The following is a 20,177-nucleotide window of genomic DNA, read 5'->3' as shown; positions in this document are numbered from 1 at the left end:
AACGTCTGCCTCGAGCCCAAAATACGGAACGCTGCACCGTGTGCCAATGTCGGCATTGCGGTGCCCAAGGCTGACAACCGACGATGAAAAGGAGGAGCATCGAAACTTTGACACAATCTTTTCATGGCCTCTCTGGCGGAATCAGCTTTGGAGATCTCCAAAAGAGATTCTTCCCCCGCAAATTGTCAGCGCAATGCGCGCATGGGCCAACTGGTTTTTATCAATTGAAAACAGATCCTGTTCGAGGATGGCGATGTCGGCCAGGTATCCTGGCTTCAAGCGGCCCTTTCGGTCCTCGTTAAACTCTAGCCAGGCATTGTCATGCGTATAGGCAGACAGCGTAGCCATAAGGCTTTGACGGTTGTCCAGCCAAGGAGGTGGCAGCTCAGTGCAGTTAACGGCCCCGGCAACCGTCATCATTGTGTCGACAGGGACGACTGGCCAATCCGTCGAGAAACAGACTTTGGCGCCGCTCTCACGGATCTTGTTCCATGCAAAAGCAAAAGGGATTTGCTCCGCTGTCAGAATATTTCCGGCGGAATAGGGGGAAAACAATCCTCCTGCGGGTGAGTGCAGGGGTTGAAGAGAGGCAACGACGTCAAGGGCAACCAGCCGGGGCAGGTCCGCGGGGTCTATTACTTCAATATGTTCAATGCGGTGTCGGGAATCTCGGGCGCCGTTGGCGTTGCGCGCTGCCTCGTAACCGTCCAACGTACGCCGAACGGCACCGTCGCCAATGGCATGCGTGCTGAGTTGCAACCCCATTGCATCAGCGCGAATACAGGCTTCGTTGAAGTGTTCCGCACTGAAAACGGCATCACCGAGGCTCTTAGGTTTTCCCGGATAAGGCGCAAGCATCAGCGCCGTGTAGCTGTCCAGCACGCCGTCCATGAACATCTTAACCCGCCCTGACCAAACCATATTGGACGCAAAACGGCGGCGCATTTCATCGGCCTCTTGCAACCGATCCAGAGGGTCGGTGTTCTTCAAATGCATGGGCACCTGAACACGGATCGGAAGGCGCCCCTCGGCCTCAAGTTCGCTGAGCAGTTCAAGTTGATAAAAGTTGCCATCCATGTTGTGCAGCCCCGTAATCCCGTGGGATGCACAGTGATTCAGGCCACGTAGGATGACCTCTTTGTCAAAGGCGCGTTCTTTGGGCGTTGCGGGTGGCTCGGGATCCGCTCCTGTGACGTAGCCCAGCAGATCACGTCCTCCCAGTTGCGACAGGCGCAGAACCGGGCCAAAAGCACCGGTTTCATTCAGCTGACCTTGTGCGGTGCCGTCCCCAGCCATCACGATTTCCGAACCGGGGGGAACAACTGAGCCGTGAAGAATGCCTGCCTTCTCCAAGGCAATTGTGTTCGCCCAGACCGTGTGGTGGTCAGCCGACATCAGCGCAACGGGACGCTCAGACAGAATGCGATCCAAATATTGCCGAGTGGTTTTAACGCCTGGTCCAAGAATTTCGTAATCGGCCGCAACGCCCATCAGCAAAGGTTCTTCTGGGTGCTCAGCCGCAAAAGTTCGCAACGCCTTGGTCAGAGCATCTGCGCCCATCGTTTCGCGCAGGTCCAGCATTCCCAACTCGGCCGCCCCGCCAAAAAGGTGCACGTGGCTGTCAATAAAGCCGGGCATAACTGTGCCACCGGCAGCGTCGATGATTTTGGTTCCGGCCCCAGCCATGGCGCGAATGTCGTCGGTGTCTCCGACAGCCACAATTGTGTCGCCCCGAATGGCCAATGCCGAAGCCTTTGGTGTGGCCTCGTCAAAGGTCAGAAGAGAGCCGTTGAGGATAATCAGATCAGGTGTCGGCGACATGCGGCCTCGTGTGTCTGAGATGGGTTTCGAACTAACCAAGCGCGCGAATGATGGCCTCGCAAGCGAGCACGGCATCGTGGCTAAAGGACTGGATCAGATAGTCGGGCCAGCTGGACAGCTTGACGATAACGACGTCCGCCATCAGATCAATGAAGATCAGTTGACCAAAAACTCCACGCGCCATGAACACGCCCCGACCGGGGTCGTGAACCCACCAGAACCTTCGGTATGCCCCTTGGGGAGACAGCACGTCATAGGGATCACCATGTTTCGAGGGGTCCGCACCCGAACAAATCCCCGAAACCCAGCTTTCCGGCACCACTTGTTGGTCACCAACTTTGCCACCATCGGCCATCATCCGACCGAACCGCGCATAATCGCGCAGCGTTGCGTTGAACCCACCGTCCGCGAGCGCGGTCTTGGCGTCGTCCACTGTGAAAAAGCCGGAATGCACGCAGCCAATTTTTTGCCAGATACGGCTCGACAAGAGCGAAGCAAGGTCTTCTCCGCTGACGCGTTCCAAGGCCCAGGCTACGACATCCGTCTCGATCGAGCGGTAAGAAAACACCTGCCCATGGGGTCTGACTTGAGGCAATGTCAGAATAACGTCCCGAATGGTTGGCTTGATTTCACCCTTGCGAACGGGGCGCCAGCCTGACGCCACATCGACGCGGGTCATGTCGCTGTCCGGAAGGCCGTAATCCTCGGTGAAACGCACCCCTGATTGCATATCAAGCGCCTGATCCACGGTGCATCCGGCATAGCCTGTCGCGGCCAATTCCGGCACGATGTTTTCAAGCGGTTCCGTGAGGTCGAGCTTGCCTTCTCCATGGAGCACACCGGCCAGAGATCCAATCAGGGATTTGGAGACGGATTGGCCCAGATGCGTAGCGTCTGGAGTGAAATCGTTGGCGTAAATCTCGGTAAGTATCTGGTCACCCTTCAGCACCAGGAAACCATCTGTGTAGCTTTCAGAGAGCCAGGCCGCGACGGAAAGGGGGCGGTCGTCAAAAGTTTGAAATTCGATTTCCAACAGGTCGCGGTGGGCCTGTTTCAATTCTCGGGTCTCCGGTCCTGGACGCACATCTACCGTAGGAAACAGGCTTCGCATGTTCTGGAAAGTCCAGCGATTGAACGGAGCAAGGTCCCAGTTCTCGAGCGAAGGACGCTTCTCAGGCGGGGGCGGGAAGCCCTGCATGATGCCGATCTCACGCGCCGTCTTGGGCCTGGTGCCGGATTTGCTGTCGTGCATTTTCCACGCTCCCGCAGGGCGACCAAAAAGGGGTCGCAGTCAGAGTAAGAAACTTCGGAAAGTGACGGCCCGGCCAACGGCGGGCCGTCATTCAGGAGACTTCAAGCCTTATTGCTTCAGGCGGGTCCAAACCTTGTTGTAAAGGTCAACGACATCCTGATCGCAGGGCTTCACAAAGTCCGGAATCGGTGCATCGGCGGGCATGACGATCTCAGGCGCGCTGAGCATCTCGGGGTCCATAAAGGCCTCCGACCCTTTGATACCGTTGGCATAGCGCGCGAAGTTCGAGGTCATCGCGGCGTTCTCCGGGTCCATCATGAAGTTTACAAAGAGCTTTGCGTTTTCCATGTTGGGTGCATCGGCAAGAACGGCAACATTGTCCATCCAGCCAGTGAAACCCTCTTTTGGATAGGCGTATTGCAGCGAGGGGCGATCCGCCCGAGCGCGCATGGCAGCGCCATTCCAGCTTTGCGACAGGTCTACGTCTTTCGATGTCAGCTTCTCGATCACCGCATAATCCATCGTGCGCCAGTCGCCCTTGGCCTTGGCGAGAAGCGCCATCAGCTCTTTCATCTGATCGGGGTTCGAGTTGCAACGCGGGTATCCGAGGTAACGCAGGCCGGCGTTGATCACATCGTTCATGTCATTGAGCATGTTGATGCGACCTTTGAGTTCTTCGGGAGTATCAAAGATCAGACCAAGCGTGTTGATGTCGCCGCTGTAGACTGCGCTGTCGACTGTAAAGCTGGTGGTGCCCCACTGGTAGGGAACTGAATACTTGCGACCCGGATCCCAGTAGACATCGACCCAGTTCGGATCCATGTTCTTGAAGTTCTCCATTTCGGACGCGTTGATCTCGGCCAGCAGGCCTTCGCCAACCATGATCGCAATCATGTAGTCGCCGGGCACAACGACGTCATAGCCGGTGTTGCCTTCCTTGACCTTGGCCAACATGGTTTCATTGCTGTCATAGCCATCCAGCGTGACTTCGACGCCATATTGGGCTTCGAATTTCTCGATCATCTCGGGGTTGGTGTAGTTGCCCCAGTTGTAGATGTTCAGTTTGCCTTCGGCGTGGGCCGAGGCTGCGCTAAGCGCGAGGGCTGAGACAGCGGCGGCTTTGAGTAGTGAGAGTTTCATTTTAGTCCTCCGTTGAGTGGTTAGCGTCCCGCACCGACGCGGGCTTCTTGTTATTTTCGTTTGCGTTGCAGAAAGAAGGTGAGCGTGACCATGGCCACGGTCAGCCCGATCAGGATTGTCGAGACGGCGTTGACCTCTGGCGTCACGCCACGACGGATCTGGCCGAGGATGTAGATAGGCAAAGTGGTCTCGCCCGGGCCGGCCACCAGAAGCGTGATGATCACGTCATCCAGCGATACGACAAAGGCCAGCATGGCGCCCGCCATGACTCCGGGCATCAGGAGCGGCAGCGTCACATGGCGGAATGTTTGCCAGGGTGTTGCGTACAAATCCGCAGCGGCGGCTTCATAGGTCACGGACATATCTGACAAACGTGCGCGGATCGGCATGTAAGCAAAGGGCACGCAGAAAACCGTGTGGGCGAGGATCAGCCAGCCGATCCCGGTTACCCCCGTGAGCTGGCGCAGGATCGAAAAGAAGGCCAGCGTGGCAATCGCCGTGACAATCTCGGGGATCATCAGGGGTTGGTTTATGAGCGCGATGGCCGCAGAGCGACCGCGATAGACGCCCCCGCGCGTTGTTGCCAATGCTGCCATTGTGGCAATGATGGTGGAAAACACGGTCGCCGTGAGCGCAACCTGAATAGAGATCATCGCCGAACGCCGGATGTCGTCGTTTTCCAAGGCTGCCGCGTACCAGCGCAAGCTGAACTCGGTCCACCGCACAACAGAGCGGTTGTCGTTGAAAGAGAACACGACCAGTACGGCAATTGGTGCGTAGAGGAACAACAGAACCAGCCAGGACATGCCAGTAAACAGGGGTTGCCTGCGCAACTCGCGAGACCCGGTCGACGGGCGGAAGATCGACAGCAGTTTATCCATTTCCACCCTCCTTCGAAGCACCTGCCCGCAGGCTGACAAGGAGCGCGATCAACACAACTGCCATCAGGATCAGCGCTGCCGCGGCCCCAAAGGGCCAATTGCGCCCCGACCCGAATTGCAAGGCGATCAGGTTGCCGATCATCAGTTTCTTGCCACCGCCCAACAGTTCCGGCGTGATGTAGGCCCCGAGCGCCGGGATCAGCACCAGCACGCAGCCTGCGACGATGCCCGGGCGGGTAATCGGGATGATGATGTGGCGGAAAACCTGCGTACGCGTCGCATAGAGGTCATGTCCGGCCTCAAGCAGCGAAAAATCGAACTTCTCGAGCGAGGCATAGATCGGGAGGATCATGAATGGCAGGTAGCTGTAGACCAGCCCGGCAAGTACCGCGCCGTCGGTGTACAACATCTCAAGCGGTTCGCTGATCAGGCCGATCTTCATCAGCATCAGGTTCACAAAGCCCTCGTCCCGTACGATCAAAAGCATCGAGTAGGTACGGATCAAGAGGTTGGTCCAGAACGGCAGCGTGATGGCGAAGAGCCAGAAATTGCGTTGCTCCGGAGGGCGGGCCGCAATGAAGTAGGCCACGGGAAACCCGAGGATCAGGGTGCCAATCATGGTGGTGATGGCGAGACCAAAGGAGCGCCCGAAGATTTGCAGATAGGCGCTGTTGAAGCTCAGCGTATCATCAAAGATGTCCCTCTCGAAAAGGAACTGCACGTAGGCGTCGTAGGAGAACACCCATTCAACGCCGCCGTATGTTCCGGGCTCAAGAAACGAGTAAACCAGGGCAATCGAGAGCGGGAACAGACCAAAGATGCCAATGATCCCGAGTGCTGGGGTCAGCAGGAAGAGCCGCGTTCTGCGCCTTTGACGCGCGCGTTCTTCTTGGGCCGCGCGCAATCTCGTTTCGGCGTCGGTGCGCGAGATATGTGCAGCGGCACTCATCAGTCTTCCAGTACGTGCAGCATGGAGGTGTCACATTCGAGGCCAACCCGCGATCCGACGGGGCGTGGGGTGGAAACCTGGACATGAACGCTGACGCCATCTTCCAACAGCACGAGCATCTGTGACCCGGCCCCGAAATAGATGCTGTCTACGACCTCACCTCGCAAGAGCGCCGTCTCTGCACTCTCATCAACCACGCGGATGGTTTCAGGGCGTAGAGCCACATGCACGGGGCCGGGTGTGAGCGAGGTGCTGGCTGTATGAACCGTGAGTGGTGAACCCTCGCCAAATTGGATTTTTGCCGCATCCCCGTCAAAGCCAAGCAACGTCGCATGCACGATATTGGTGTCGCCAATAAAGTCCGCGACGAACCTGCTTTGTGGAGCTGTGTAGATCTCTTCCGGTGTGCCAACTTGGCGTATCGCACCTGCCGACATCACTGCGATCTGGTCCGACATTGCCAGCGCTTCACCTTGGTCATGGGTGACAAAGACAAAGGTAATGCCTGTCTCATGCTGCAGCCGCTTCAACTCGCTCTGCATCCCTTTTCGAAGTTTCAGGTCCAGCGCAGAAAGTGGCTCATCAAGAAGAAGAACCTTGGGACGCGGCGCCAGCGCGCGCGCCAAAGCCACGCGTTGCTGCTGCCCGCCTGACAACTGATCTACACGACGCGTTGCAAACTCTCCGAGCTGGACCAGATCCAGCATCTCGTTGATGGTGCTGTCGATTTCGGCCTTGGGCCTCTTCAGCATCTCAAGGCCAAACCCAACGTTGCGGGCCACGCTCATGTGGGGAAACAGCGCATAGTTCTGGAACACTGTATTCACGGGGCGATTGTTTGGAGCCAAATGGCCGATCGACTCGCCATCCAGTGTAATCTCGCCTTCGGTCGGAAGCTCGAACCCGGCGATCAATCGCAAAAGCGTCGTCTTGCCACAACCCGACGGGCCCAAAAGCGTGAAAAAGCTTCCTTCGGGAATGGTCAGCGACACGTCTCCCAGAGCCGTTACGGCCGCTTGGCCTTCGCCAAAGCGTTTTGTCACATTCTTTACGTCGATCATGGTCTGATCCAGACACCTGCACTTGTTGGTATGCAGAATCAGCCTAGAGCCATGAGACCGAACCTGTGAATACCTCCAAAGGGCGGGGTGACTTGTACCCCCAAAGGGGTAGGCCTAGTCGTTGGTCGAATGCAGGAACATCGAAAACAGGGCAGATTGAGAAGAAATCCCCAGCTTTCGGTAGATGTTCTTGCGATGCACTTTGATCGTCGAAGGGGAAACGTCCAGCAAAAGTGCTATCGACCGCGTCGAGTGCCCGCGCAAAAGGGATTGCACCACCTCGATCTCCCGCTGTGTCAAACCCTTGCAAACCTTGTCGATCACCCCATCGAAATCGACCTCGCTATCTTCGAACTGGCCTGATGAGGGGGTGCGATGAAAGTGCTGCTCGCAAAGCGCCGATATTATTGGATGTAGATCCGTTAGCCTTTCGACATCCCGCCGGGAGAACCGGGTTCTTCCCTCCGAGGGACCGAGGGAAAGAAACAAGGTGCCGTTGGCAATTGTCACGAAAACCCCCATCTCATCTCTTAGAAACAGGGTCTTGTAGTAGATGCGAAAGTAGTCGGAGTTGGCAAACCTGTCTGGCGCTACATCTCTCAGCACCATCACCGGTTCGTGGCGTTCACCGATGAAACGAACAACAAATGGGTCCAGCAACCAAGCGCGATCAAGCCATCGGTCCACAACGACCGAGCGGCGTTCTGCACGTACATTGTCATAGACATGTTCGGGCGCTTTTCCTGGGTTCAGAAGGCTGACAAACGCGCCCTTGAACGAAGCTGCTCCGCGCATGAGGTTCAACAACTCTGGCATAAAGTTGGACGTCCCTACGGCCCGAATAGCCCCAGCTACGTCTTCCGAGTACGTTGGTTGTGCGGACTTACCCAAGTATCCCACCTAGCGATAGGGCGTTTCCAAGCCAATGTGGACAGTCGGAATTAACTTGGCAACCTTTTCACACTGAAATCTGCCTCGAAAAGCTTTTCCGCATCGGCTCGCTGGATCAATTCCGCAATCTGCTCCAGCACAAGTCTTCTAAGATCAAAGAGGCCAGGTAACTTTGAGTTGTCACTTGTATCGCTTCAGCACTTGAACCTGATGATTTGCCAAATCTGGGTAACTTCGTGTCTGTGCAAAGGAACTCTGATCCAAGGAATAGCTGAGTGTTTCGACTGGAAGCGGACATTGCATCAATGGCGATGGATGGCAGCTTTGTCCGCACAGCAGACATAGTCGTTTTACGACACAAAGTCTGGTTCCGTTCTTTAGCGGACATCCAGGAAAACTGCTCAAGACAGAGAGTATCTGGTCCCCATCGAGCCACCCCGCTGAAACATGGTCAGCTTTTGTTCTTCAAAACTTTCAATTTCTTATCATCTTTCTGTGACCGGATAGCTTACCCTGAACTGGTCGCGGAGCATGCGAAAGATGAACTTGGCCTTGTGACTTATAGTCAAAGGTTCATTCGAAATTCTAAGACTGTTCCACTTGCTGGAGCAAGTTGATCGCCAGGTGTTCAGCGTAGCTGCGCCAACACATCTTCCGCGGCCCTTAATCCTTCTAGGTGGGCTCCGCTGACCGAGCATTGTTGGTTAGGATGTGTAGCTTCACCGGCGAAGTGCACCCGCTCAGCATGAGACTGGCGTAAGACAGCGCGTTTGTTGTGGCCTCCCGGCTTGGCTCCAGCGTAAGAACCACGCACATAGGGTTCATTTCGCCAAGCGGTAGCGTGGCCTTTGATGAAGGCTTTTCTGACTGTTGTGCCGAAAAAGCCAACCAATGTTTCGAGCGCGTGCTCTATGGCGCTTTCAGGCCCCGCGTCCTGCAAAAGTCTGGAAAAGCTTCCAGAACTTTCAAAGCTGGTAAGGCCGGTGTTTGCGATGTTGCAAAGAAAACCGCCTCCGCGGGCTACCCCGTTGGCGTCGGGTTCTAAGTGGTACGTCAACCAAGTATCGGGTTGCACTGGCAAAGCTCCGGAGCGGAAAAGGAGGCCAGCGTGATTGTAGTCTCCCATAGTGATGAGCTCGAGCGCTGAGCGTCGGTCGGATTCTAGCGGGGGATCAAAGTGGATGATGTCTTCGGCTAGGACGCCGACGGAAACTGTAACAATTACGGTTCGAGCTTTGATCTTGCCAGTGGCCGTAGTTATCTGCACCCCTTCAGTGAGAGATTTTATTTCTGTGACCGGAGTGGCCAATTTAATTGGCAGCCCCTTTGCAGTGCATGCAATTAGGTGTCCGAAGCCTTCGCGACAAAACCAATCGTCTCCGCCCTCCCAGGCACTGATGTCTCGCAGAGATGTATCCGGCAAATCTCTGGCAATCGACAAGGCAAATGTCATCGCTGCCGTGAACGACCAATGCCCTTTGTTCTGCCAAATGTCTGCCAAGGACCGGTCTGTTGAAATTCCGGTACTTGCTTCAATTTCTGCATCGATGCGCGCCGCTTCAGTGATCGCGCTATGAAGCTCGTCGACTTCGTCCCACAGAACAGCGTCATCCTCCAAGCCATATGTCACCGCGTTGTCTGGGGCTGCATAGAGATCAAGGCCGAGTGCGAGACCTGGAGCTTTCAGAGCGTTTGCATGTTCGGTATGCATCCAGTGCGCACCCATGTCGAACGGGACGCCAAAGATTTCCGTGTCCGTGTGTGTGCGCCCCCCGACGCGGTTGGATGCCTCGATGCAGACTACTGAGAGTCCCGCGGATTTGAGAGCGTGAGTAGCTGCAATTCCTGCTGCTCCGGCGCCAACGACAACGACGTCAAAGTCGTGAACTTTCAATGCTTTCGCTCCAGAAATGAGATTGGCATGAGAGATGGTTTTCGGAGTGGGTTTGCGCTTTCCTTACATTTTGAGAATTTACAAGGATTTGAGTTATCCAAGGATTTTGTCGTTTGCGCGGAAGCAGTCATTGATTGGTTCTTGAGTTTAGATTGCAAACGAATTCTGGAATTGAAACGCCCTCGTATCTAGCCAGATCGAGCGGATCTTCCGTGTCAAGCTTGCTGCATCTTCGGTAGATTTCCAGCATCTCGGCAGAAAGCTCGCCGCTCTTAAAAAAATACATCGCGGCAGCATATCTTGTGGCGCCAGAGCCAGGTTTTCCGATGGCTGTTACCAGGAACTGCGTTTGAGCTTCTGCTTCCTCCACTTTGAATATACCTTTAGTCACGATTTCGGCTCAGCGGACATCGCATCATTCAACGCGGCAACTTCATCTTCTCCAGGCGCTGATTCAGAGTTGTAGATTGGCAGAATGTTCCTGAGATGGTCATGATGAGAGCGCACGCCGTACTCGAGATCAGAAAGATAGAAGCCTTCAAACGCCTCCGAAGCCATGGCTTCGTTGGACCATATCGTGAGCTGAATATCTTCTTCCACTGTCTCTCGATCAATCCGGGCGGCAAGGTAGCGTGCCGCTCTTTGTTGGCGGTCTTCGTTCGGGTTTCGGTATGTCGCGCTCCGTAGAATGGATTTATCCGTCGTGATCGGAAACTCTTGATAAAAGAGGGTCGTCTCAGGTGTGACGGCTATGACCGCATTTGGAAAAATGCCGTAGTAAAGCCAAGTTTTGTGCAAGTGTTCTGGCAGGTGAGGCTGTGGTTTAGTGAATTTCTTGTAGTTGCGAACGGCCCACCTCCGGCCCTTTGTCGGAGTGAATTTTCCGTCAGAACGTGAGATACCATCGACATATGGTTCGTCTGAATAGGTCGAGCCATACAGATCCTGAAGGGCAGGGTGCGCGAGCGGGACATGATACCCTTCGTTGTCGACATCTCTGATCGATTTCCAGTTTACAGGAGTCTCCTCGGTCCAGATTCCGTCCGTCGGGACATGTTCGGCCATTTTGTAGGCAGAGACTTCCTGTTCAATCGGGGCTAGCAGTTCGGCTACTGATGGCTGGGGTCCAGGTTTGAATCGGACGAAGACAAAACCCTGCCAGATTTCCATTTCAATCTCTTTCAGGCCAAACTCGTGCTTGTCTAGATCGGGGAACGACTCTGGACGGGCGGCGCCGCGTAGCGTTCCATCAAGATTGTAAACCCAGCCGTGAAATGGGCAGACTAGAGCGTTTGCACATTTTCCTTGCTCTTTCGAGACCAGCCGAGAACCGCGGTGACGACAAACGTTTAAAAACGCGCGGATGTCCGAGTTGCTGTCCTTCAAGATCAGGGCGCGCTCACCGCACATGTCAAAACATAGAAAATTACCGGGTTCCGGAACATCCGAAACATGGCACGCGATTTGCCAATGCGTTTTGAAAAGTTCGCTCTTCTCAAGTTCAAGAAGGGCATTGCTGTGATAGCACCAACCGGGCAACCCGCGACGGTCCCAATTGGTAGGAATTTCTGTGTTTCTTACTTCGTCGCGCATCGGAACAACCCGCATAGTTTTGGTTTGGTCAGTTTGGGTCTCAGATGGGGACAGTATCCAGGAGTGAAAATTTGGCCTTACTGGATCCGCCACTCTTCGACTGAGTGTAGGTGTCGCTTAAATTGACTTGCTCGTCAACTTTTTCTGACTGAATGATCATTCAGAAATGTGCTGCTAGTCACGCCTGTGAGGTTTCCTTGGTCGATGGTTTTCGATTTACCTGCTCAAATCAGGTGCAAAACCAGTGATACGTAGAGATATGATCAAAATTCATTCAACCAAGCTTGACAGTGCAGATTTCAGCGGACTACCGTTTTGAATGACCAGTCAGATAAAAACATAGCGACTTGGGGGAATGGGGTGCTTGGTGATCGCGCCGGCAACGCAGGCGCGATCATTCGAGAAGACAGACTAGCAAACAAGGCAAGACAAATTCAGCCACCACTCAGGGAGAGGAAGCGAAGTTATGAACTCAATCAGGAAAATCGCCGGAATTACAGTTATAGCAGCAACTACTACTGCAGTTTCGGGATCGGCTTACGCGCAAGAGCGTGTGTTGAAGGTTACGAATTGGGGAGAATACATCGCTGAAGACACAATCGAGAACTTCGAAAAAGAATACGGTATTAAGGTGATCTATGATCCGTATGACTCTGCCGAAGCAATTGATGCCAAGCTACTCGCGGGAAACAGCGGATATGATGTGGTTAGTCATGCCGGCAGTGATACGGCTCGTCTGATTAAGGCGGGAATTGTTGCACCGTTGGATATGTCGAAGCTGGACAATATCAAGCACATCGACCCGGCAATCATGGAGCAGTTGTCAAGTGAATGGGATCCAGGCAACCAACACTTCATTCCTTATATGTGGGGAACGCACGGCGTCACATACAACGAAGAATTGGTGAAAGAGACGTATCCAGATGCCCCCATAGGCTCGATGGATATGGTTTTCGATCCTGTTCACATGAAAGAGCTGTCCAAGTGTGGAGTTTCATTCCTGGATTCCCCGGGCGACATCATTCCGATGGCTTTAGCGCATATGGGCCTGGATGCGAACTCCACAAACAAGGAAGACTATGAGAAGGTTGGGGAGATGTTGGCGGAAATCAGGCCATACATCAAAACCTTCGATAACTATGCTTATCAACGGATGCCTCAGAAAGAGTTCTGTGTCTCAACCACATGGGGCCCTGACGGTCTCCTTGCCATGTCTGGCGCAGCGGAAGCCGACACTGGTGTAGTGCTAGACTTCTTCCTGCCCGAAGGTGATCGTACAGCGCAGCTGTGGATTGATGGTTGGCTAATCCCGGAAGACGCCGCGAACAAAGAAGACGCTCATCTTTTCCTGAACTATATGATGCGCCCCGAGGTTGCGGCCAATGATAGTAACTTCACCTGGTATGCGACCGCCAACCTGACGGCCAAGCCCATGGTTGATGAGGCTGTAACCTCCAGCCCAGCCGCGTTCCCAACATCGGATCAGGTTGCCAAGATGTACACGACTGCCGTTCTTCCTCCCAAGGTCGAGCGCTTGCAGACACGTACCTGGACTGACTTTAAGGCCGGAAACTAAATCCACTCACACCGGCAAATGAAGTAGCGGACCAGACCGGTTCGCTACTGCATCCCCAGATCCCGACTGGCAGACTAAGAGGCCCAAATTGACTGTTTCCACGGCTGTCAGCCCAGAACCATGGCTCGATCAAAAAGAACAGGAACCTCTGGTCAAAATCAGAGGCGTAACCAAAAAATACGGTGCAGTGACTGCTGTCGATAACGTTGATCTGGATATCTACAAAGGAGAGTTATTCTGCCTTTTAGGCGGATCTGGATGTGGAAAGTCGACACTACTTCGAATGCTTGCTGGGTTTGAGGATTTGAACAGTGGTACAATCACTATCGACGGAGTCGATATGGCCGATGTGCCAGCTTACGAACGTCCGACCAATATGATGTTCCAAAGCTATGCGCTGTTTCCGCATATGACCGTCGAAAAAAACGTGGCTTTCGGGTTGGAGCAAGACCATGTCCCCAAGCTAGACATTGCGGACAGAGTTCACGACATCCTCAAGCTTGTTGAGTTGGAAGATTTCAAAAAGAGAAAACCTAAACAATTGTCCGGTGGGCAACGCCAGCGTGTTGCATTGGCGCGGGCCTTGGTCAAACGTCCCAAGTTGCTGCTCCTGGATGAACCTTTGGCTGCTCTGGACAAAAAACTGCGTAAGCAAACGCAGTTTGAGCTTGCCAACATTCAGGACAAGGTCGGCGTCACGTTCATCGTCGTGACTCACGATCAGGAAGAAGCAATGACCCTGTCTTCGCGAATGGCCGTTATGGACGCGGGTCGCTTCAAACAGATTGGAACTCCGACAGAGATCTACGAGTTTCCAGAATCCCGCTTTGTGGCTGACTTTATCGGATCAGCAAATATTTTTGAGGGCAGGGTGACCGAGGATGGGGTCGACCATGTTCGGGTCGAAACCGAGTTCTGCGAAGTTTATATTGATCACGGTCATTCTGTTAAGGCTGGCAGCAAGATTTGGGTTGCGCTGAGGCCCGAGAAAATTCGACTTGAGAAATCTGATACAATTGCTGAGGGCGCGAACCAGACAGCGGCCGTTATCGACGATGTTGGGTATTTGGGAGAGACATCGATCTACAAGGTAAGGCTTCCCAATGGCGAAATCTTCGACGTCACTCAGCCCAACCAGTCACGTCCGACGCATGCTGCGCAGCGATTAACCTGGGAAGACAAGGTAAATATCAGCTGGGATCCGTCTAGCGCCATGTTGCTCCACTCATGACGGATTTCACCGAGGATATGTTCGAACCGCCGCAGGTTGAACGACAACCCATGATCCGTTTAGTGATGCGGCGTATCCATAGCAGATGGCGTCAGATCGTCACCGTCATACCGTTCTTCTGGTTGCTTGTATTCTTTCTGGCACCGTTCTTCATTGTCGCCAAGATAAGCTTAGCTGAACTGGCGATTGCGAGCCCGCCATTCACAAGTTTAATTGAGTGGACAGGTGACGGGATCATGACAATCCGCCTGGTCTTCGACAATTTTGTCTACATCTGGGAAGACAGCCTGTACTTTGACACTTACGTAAATTCACTCAAGATTTCAGTAACGTGTACGTTCTTGTGCCTCTTGTTTGGCTACCCTATTGCCTATGCAATTGTACGATCGGGGCCGGTTGCGAAGCCGCTCTTGTTGTTTGCAATCATTCTTCCGTTTTGGACGTCTTTCTTGTTGCGGGTCTATTCGTGGATGGGCCTGCTTGCGGATCAAGGCACGATCAACAACCTTCTGATAGCGCTGGGGGTGATCGATGAGCCGATCCGCATGCTTTACACGGAATTCGCCGTCTATATCGGGATCGTCTACACCTATATGCCGTTCATGATCCTGCCGCTGTACGCGAATATGGAGAAGCTGGACAACAGCCTGAACGAGGCGGCCGCCGACCTTGGTTCCAAACCAACGAACACTTTCTTCAAAATCACATTGCCTCTGACGATGCCTGGAATTGTCGCTGGTTCACTGCTGGTCTTTATCCCTGCGACCGGCGAGTACGTTATCCCCGATCTGTTAGGTGGCGGCAACGTGCAGATGATTGGGCGGGTTCTCTACAATGAGTTCTCTAGAAACAGCGATTGGCCAGTGGCCGCCGCAGTTGCGATTGTTCTGCTGTTCATACTGGTGCTGCCAATCATGGTTTTCCAGCACTACCAAGGCAAAGCAGCGGAGGAGCAATAGATGTACGCCAAACGCTCCCGTTTCTTAACCATCATGCTGACCTTGGGACTGGCATTCTTTTACATCCCAATGATCCTGTTGGTTATTTACTCATTCAACTACTCCAAGCTGGTACCGGTTTGGGGTGGATGGTCGTTGCGCTGGTACAAAGAGCTTTTTCAATCTGCGGAAGTCTGGAGCGCTGTTTCACTCAGTCTTCAGATTGCCGTTGTCAACGCTACTTTTGCCACGGCGCTTGGCACCTTGGCAGGTCTGGCTATGGTGCGCTTTGGACGGTTCAAGGGGCGGACCTTGTTCGGTGGCATGTTGGTCGCGCCCTTGGTGATGCCCGAGGTGATAACCGGATTGTCCTTGCTGGTTTTCTTCATCTCGCTGAACCAGCTGATCGGATGGCCTGCTGAGCGCGGTTTTGCGACGATTACGATCGCGCATATTACCTTTTCCATGGCCTATGTGGCGGTAACAATTCAGGCACGCTTAACCGGTGTGGGGCAAACACTGGAAGAAGCCGCCGCCGATCTTGGCGCAAAACCGTTCAAAGTTCTGACGGCCATAACGATCCCACAGCTGACGCCGGCACTAATTTCGGGATGGTTGCTGGCCTTCACGCTGTCTCTCGATGACTTGGTCATAGCAAGTTTTGTTACCGGCCCAGGCGCAAATACCTTGCCAATTTTGATCTTTTCGCGCATTCGACTGGGCCTCAGGCCGGACATCAACGCGCTAGCAACCATCATGATTCTTGTGATCGCTATCTGTGTCGCTATCGCAGCAATAATTATGTTCCGGCAACAGAGAGCGGATTTGTTGGACAGGCAAATGGCTGAACGAGAGGAGAGTTAAATTGGAGACGCATGAGCTTCAGAAAAAACGACGCACCGAACCTCCCGAAGTTCGTCGCTTACAGTTGATCATGGCCGCCATAGACTCGATCTCGAAACGCGGGTTTTCTGACACGACGCTTAAACACGTGACAGAAACAGCCAATCTGTCCCATGGCGTGGTGAATTATCACTTCGACAGTAAGGAAGCTTTGTATGACGCCGCGCTGGGTTTCCTTGCACAAGAACACTATGAAAATTGGCTCAAATACTATGAGGCTGCGGAACCTACAGCCGCACATCGGCTGGCTGCGATTATTCGAGCGGACTTTGACAAGAGCATTTGTACCCACAAGCGGTTGGCCGTCTGGTTTGCCTTCTGGGGGCAAGCGAAGTATCGGCCTAATTACCTGAAGATTCATAATAAATATGACAACGAAAGATATGATAGAATTTTGCACCTATGTGGTGAATTGATTGCCGACGGTGGCTACGACGATCTTGATCCAGAAAAAACAGCTCGGGCCGTAGAGGCGATGTCAGACGGGGCCTGGCTAAGTTTGATGTTGTATCCAAAAGTGGCTGATCGTCGGGAATTCAGGGATGTTTGCATGCTTTCGCTGTCGCGGTTCTTCCCAAAACACTTTCCAGTCTGAGCGAAAGCATCGAACAATATGGCTTCAGCGCTTTATTTTGTGCATGCCGGGGTCATAGAGCGGCTTTAACGAGGCTGCCGCGTCGTATTTCTCGTCTGCGATTTCGATCTGCCAATGCCCAGTTGCGACTATGTCCGCGGTCAACGGTTCGTCAATCTCGGCGAAACCAATGCCGACGGCAGCGCCGAGCGTGTGCCCATATCCGCCAACTTGAATATATCCGACTTCATTGCCGTTTAGATAAATCATCTCATTGCCGTACATGAGAGGCTCTGGGTCTTTTAGCAGGAACTGCAACATCCGGTTGTTGGGCGTGCCTTTCGCCTTGATCGTGGCGAGTGCTTCCCTGCCGATGAAGCCACCGGGTTTGTCCAATTTGATGGCAAAACCAAGCCCGGCCTCAATTGGGTTGTCCGTGTTGTCCACGTCAATTCCGAAATCACGATAAGCCTTCTCTAGCCGTAGGGAGTTGAGAGTTTGCATTCCAGCATTGCGAACACCCAGATCTCGACCTGCTTCCATAATCAGATCGTAGGTCTGAATGGCCTGAGTGGCCGGTACGTGAAGTTCCCAGCCGAGTTCGCCAACAAACGTCACGCGATAGGCCATAACTACGGCGTACCCGATGTCGATTTCACGCGCTGTCATGAAGGGAAAACCTTCGTCCGACAAATCAGCTCCGGATATTCTGCTCAATAGTTCACGCGACTTTGGGCCGTGAACGTTGATTTGGCAGCGCCCTGCGGTGATGTCTGTTATAACAACGTTCTCGTTGTCCAGGACGTGCCGTCGCATGCGCATCTCGGTATGACCCGCCGAGTTTTCTCCCACGATGACCCAGTATTTCCGATCGGATAGCCGGGTAACCGTAAGGTCTGCCTCAAACCCACCCCGTTCATTTACCCAGGCCGTGTAGACGACGCGACCGGGTTCAACATCAACGTCATTGCAGGAAAGGCGAGAGAGGAGGGCGCAGGCATCCGGTCCTTCGACGCTGAAACACGCCATTGATGTCATGTCCATTACGATGACATCCTCGCGTGCTGCCCGGTGTTCTTCAGCGTGCCATTCAAACCAATTTTGGCGATGCCAACTGTATTTCTCGACTTTGGCCTCTTCGGGCGTCGGAGCAAACCAATCAGGTTGTTCCCAACCATTTCCTTCGCCGAAAAAGGCTCCGGCCGCTTTGAGACGGTCATAGAGCATTGAACGCTTAACGTTCCTGGCCGTTTTGTAGTTCTCATTGTGGTAGTGCTGACCAAAGAGCTTTCCCAGCAACTCAGGTGTTCTGTCGCGTCGAAAGGCCGGTGTCGCCATTTCACGGGAAAAGCGATTGACGTTGATGCCGGTAACATCGATGGGCGGCAAGCCGTCCACCATCCAATGGGCCAAAACCATTCCCGTACCCGCGCCATTCAGGATGCCAAGTGAGTTCATCCCACATGCAACCCAGAGATTGCGCAGTTCAGGCGTCGAGCCAACAAGCGGCGCAAGATCAGGCGTAAAGCTCTCAGGGCCGCAGAATAGTTTTTTGACACCGTAGTTCATGGTGTCAGGCACGCGCGAATAGGCTTTCTCCAGGTCGGGCCCAACACGTTCCCAATCTGGTTCAATCTCTCCGAATTGCCATTCATCCGGGATACCATCGAGCTTCCAAGCCGCAGCGCCGGGCTCAAAAAGCCCTAACATCATCCCGCCGACTTCTTCACGGTAATAAGTGTAGGTGGAAGGGTCTTCGAGAACGGGTAGATCGCGAGGTAGGCCCGGGATACTTTCCGTTATCAGGTAGTAGTGTTCAGCCGCCTGGAGCGGTAGATTTACACCGTGTTTTGCACCAAGTTGGCGAGACCACATGCCTCCGCAGATCACAACGTTTTCGGCTGTTATAGTATGACCGTTCGCAGTGCGGACCCCGGTCGCAGTGCCGTTCCTGGCTAAAATCTCTTCAACCCGCACGCCTTCAAAGAAACGTGCGCCTCTGTTTTTGGCTCCCTTGGTCAGAGACATTGTCACGTCCACCGGGTTGGCCCGACCGTCCTCCGGAATGAGGAACGCTCCAACGACGTCTGAGAGGTCCCCTATAGGGAACATATCCTGCGCTTCTTTTACTGAGACTTCGTGGTTGTTTATCCCAAAACGCCGCATGAAGGCTGCGACGCGACGCATCTCATGCAGGCGTTCTTCATTGGTTGCAATCTGCAGATATCCAACGTCGCGGAAACCTGTGGATATACCGGTTTCCTTCTCTAGTTTCGCATAAAGGTCTCGACCGTGCGTGTAGATAGCGCACTCAGCTTCGGATTTGAGAAGGCCGGCTACTATCAGGCCGGCGGCATGCCAAGTGGTCCCTGATGTCAGTTGTCCCTGTTCCAGAACGACAACATCGGTATGGCCAAGCTTAGTCAAGTGATAGGCCGTGTTCGCGCCGATCGACCCCCCACCAATAATCACGGTTTGGGCATGCGTCGGTAGGGTGTCAGCCATTGCGAGAAAATCCTTTTAGGCGTTCTTTTCTCCGAATACCAGCCAAATCACTTGCTGTCTACTGACTGAATGATCATTCAATTATAGCTGAATCTATGACCTGCGATTTCGCGATAAAGCTTGTCTGAGATGAGATAAAAGGTTTCACTGCAGTGACTGACTGACAATCAGATGCGGGGGAATCCTATGTCAGACGAGATCCTATATGACCAACAGGCAATCAGCTTTCTGGAAGAGCTCTGGGGAGAGGGGTTTCTTTCACCGGGAGGCCCTGAAGAAGTTGCGCGTGTTGTTAAAGGGATTGATCTGAAAGATAAGCATATCCTTGATATCGGATGCGGATCTGGGGCCATTGCAGTGTTGATGGCACGGGAGTTCGGCGCCGCTAGAGTTACGGGGATTGATGTAGAGGCCCCAGTTTGCGCGGCTGCGAGAGAGCGAGCTAAGCAGGCAGGCTTGGAGGAGAAGGTCGAAATCATACGGGTCACTCCAGGTCCAATGCCATTCGAAGATGGTGCTTTTGACGTAGTGTTTTCGAAAGACTCGATAATCCATATCCCCGACAAAGTAACGATGGCTGCGGAAGCTTTTCGTGTGCTCAAACCAGGCGGTCATTTCGCTGCTTCTGACTGGCTGACCAATCATGATGGTGAGATGTCACCAGAAATGGCGCACTACGTAAAGATGGAAGCCTTAGAGTTTCAGATGGCGTCGCCCTCTAAGTACCGCGCTGCGATGGAGCTGGCTGGCTTTGAGGACGTAGAGTTAGTCAACCGCAACCCTTGGTATGCTCAGGTATCAGCTGCTGAGCTTGAGGAATTGACCGGGCCAAACCGAGCCGACTGGGAAGCTCGGCATGGTGCGGAGTTTATCGAACATCAGATCGAGATCTGGGACGCTATGCAGCCAGTGTTGAAAACCGGAGAGCATTGCCCGCATCACATCCGTGGTCGGAAACCTGCCTGATC

Annotated in this window: 17 protein-coding genes; 6 read left to right on the top strand and 11 right to left on the bottom strand. The window is 53.7% G+C overall.

Annotated elements, in window-relative coordinates; all coding sequences use genetic code 11:
* Nucleotides 1–141 precede the first annotated feature (141 nt).
* The 10 genes from GOV88_RS03480 to GOV88_RS03435 all read right to left on the bottom strand — a co-directional run bounded on the left by GOV88_RS03480 (nucleotide 142) and on the right by GOV88_RS03435 (nucleotide 11,482).
* The gene (locus GOV88_RS03480) at nucleotides 142–1,821 is read right to left on the bottom strand and encodes an amidohydrolase (protein WP_170352653.1); all 1,680 of its coding nucleotides are present in this window, start codon (nucleotides 1,819–1,821) and stop codon (nucleotides 142–144) included.
* A 31-nt stretch (nucleotides 1,822–1,852) separates the two neighbouring features.
* The gene (locus GOV88_RS03475; RefSeq protein ID WP_170352654.1) at nucleotides 1,853–3,073 is read right to left on the bottom strand and encodes a serine hydrolase; all 1,221 of its coding nucleotides are present in this window, start codon (nucleotides 3,071–3,073) and stop codon (nucleotides 1,853–1,855) included.
* Between the two features lie 108 nt (nucleotides 3,074–3,181).
* The gene (locus GOV88_RS03470) at nucleotides 3,182–4,213 is read right to left on the bottom strand and encodes an extracellular solute-binding protein (protein ID WP_170352655.1); all 1,032 of its coding nucleotides are present in this window, start codon (nucleotides 4,211–4,213) and stop codon (nucleotides 3,182–3,184) included.
* 50 nt (nucleotides 4,214–4,263) lie between these two features.
* Nucleotides 4,264–5,094 carry an ABC transporter permease gene (locus GOV88_RS03465; RefSeq protein WP_170464495.1) on the bottom strand — a complete coding sequence of 277 codons (831 nt, stop codon included), beginning with the start codon at nucleotides 5,092–5,094 and terminating at the stop codon, nucleotides 4,264–4,266.
* Nucleotides 5,087–6,043, bottom strand: coding sequence for an ABC transporter permease (locus GOV88_RS03460; RefSeq protein ID WP_170352657.1), 957 nt, complete (start codon nucleotides 6,041–6,043; stop codon nucleotides 5,087–5,089). The genes GOV88_RS03465 and GOV88_RS03460 overlap by 8 nt, the downstream gene beginning before the upstream one ends.
* Nucleotides 6,043–7,104, bottom strand: a complete 1,062-nt coding sequence (locus tag GOV88_RS03455) for an ABC transporter ATP-binding protein (protein WP_170352658.1) — start codon at nucleotides 7,102–7,104, stop codon at nucleotides 6,043–6,045. The genes GOV88_RS03460 and GOV88_RS03455 overlap by 1 nt, the downstream gene beginning before the upstream one ends.
* Nucleotides 7,105–7,218: 114 nt before the next feature.
* Entirely contained in the window at nucleotides 7,219–7,995 is a 777-nt protein-coding gene (locus GOV88_RS03450; RefSeq protein WP_170352659.1) for a helix-turn-helix transcriptional regulator, read from the bottom strand.
* Nucleotides 7,996–8,623: 628 nt separating this feature from the next.
* On the bottom strand, nucleotides 8,624–9,889 hold the full coding sequence (locus GOV88_RS03445; protein ID WP_170464494.1) for an NAD(P)/FAD-dependent oxidoreductase: 1,266 nt from the start codon (nucleotides 9,887–9,889) through the stop codon (nucleotides 8,624–8,626).
* A gap of 127 nt (nucleotides 9,890–10,016) precedes the next feature.
* Nucleotides 10,017–10,280 carry a hypothetical protein gene (locus GOV88_RS03440; RefSeq protein WP_348540225.1) on the bottom strand — a complete coding sequence of 88 codons (264 nt, stop codon included), beginning with the start codon at nucleotides 10,278–10,280 and terminating at the stop codon, nucleotides 10,017–10,019.
* Entirely contained in the window at nucleotides 10,277–11,482 is a 1,206-nt protein-coding gene (locus GOV88_RS03435) for an aromatic ring-hydroxylating dioxygenase subunit alpha (RefSeq protein ID WP_170352661.1), read from the bottom strand. The genes GOV88_RS03440 and GOV88_RS03435 overlap by 4 nt, the downstream gene beginning before the upstream one ends.
* A 466-nt stretch (nucleotides 11,483–11,948) precedes the next feature.
* On the opposite strand from GOV88_RS03435, the gene GOV88_RS03430 reads away from it, so the two are divergent.
* The 5 genes from GOV88_RS03430 to GOV88_RS03410 all read left to right on the top strand — a co-directional run bounded on the left by GOV88_RS03430 (nucleotide 11,949) and on the right by GOV88_RS03410 (nucleotide 16,725).
* Nucleotides 11,949–13,058, top strand: a complete 1,110-nt coding sequence (locus tag GOV88_RS03430) for an extracellular solute-binding protein (RefSeq protein ID WP_170352662.1) — start codon at nucleotides 11,949–11,951, stop codon at nucleotides 13,056–13,058.
* Nucleotides 13,059–13,146: 88 nt separating this feature from the next.
* Nucleotides 13,147–14,289, top strand: coding sequence for an ABC transporter ATP-binding protein (locus GOV88_RS03425; RefSeq protein ID WP_170352663.1), 1,143 nt, complete (start codon nucleotides 13,147–13,149; stop codon nucleotides 14,287–14,289).
* A 65-nt stretch (nucleotides 14,290–14,354) separates the two neighbouring features.
* On the top strand, nucleotides 14,355–15,248 hold the full coding sequence (locus GOV88_RS03420) for an ABC transporter permease subunit (RefSeq protein WP_216599185.1): 894 nt from the start codon (nucleotides 14,355–14,357) through the stop codon (nucleotides 15,246–15,248).
* Nucleotides 15,249–16,091 (top strand): ABC transporter permease subunit, encoded by an 843-nt coding sequence (locus tag GOV88_RS03415; protein ID WP_170352665.1) that lies wholly within the window; start codon nucleotides 15,249–15,251, stop codon nucleotides 16,089–16,091.
* A 1-nt stretch (nucleotide 16,092) separates the two neighbouring features.
* The gene (locus GOV88_RS03410) at nucleotides 16,093–16,725 is read left to right on the top strand and encodes a TetR/AcrR family transcriptional regulator (protein WP_170352666.1); all 633 of its coding nucleotides are present in this window, start codon (nucleotides 16,093–16,095) and stop codon (nucleotides 16,723–16,725) included.
* A 24-nt stretch (nucleotides 16,726–16,749) separates the two neighbouring features.
* Here GOV88_RS03410 and GOV88_RS03405 read toward each other — a convergent pair whose 3' ends face one another.
* Nucleotides 16,750–19,209, bottom strand: coding sequence for an FAD-dependent oxidoreductase (locus GOV88_RS03405; protein WP_170352667.1), 2,460 nt, complete (start codon nucleotides 19,207–19,209; stop codon nucleotides 16,750–16,752).
* Nucleotides 19,210–19,395: 186 nt separating this feature from the next.
* Between GOV88_RS03405 and GOV88_RS03400 the strand changes: the two genes are divergently transcribed.
* Entirely contained in the window at nucleotides 19,396–20,175 is a 780-nt protein-coding gene (locus tag GOV88_RS03400) for a class I SAM-dependent methyltransferase (protein WP_170485041.1), read from the top strand.
* Nucleotides 20,176–20,177 lie beyond the last annotated feature (2 nt).

Source organism: Ruegeria sp. HKCCA5491 (assembly GCF_013034565.1).
Lineage (GTDB): Bacteria > Pseudomonadota > Alphaproteobacteria > Rhodobacterales > Rhodobacteraceae > Ruegeria.
This window is presented reverse-complemented; position numbering and strand designations above follow the sequence as displayed.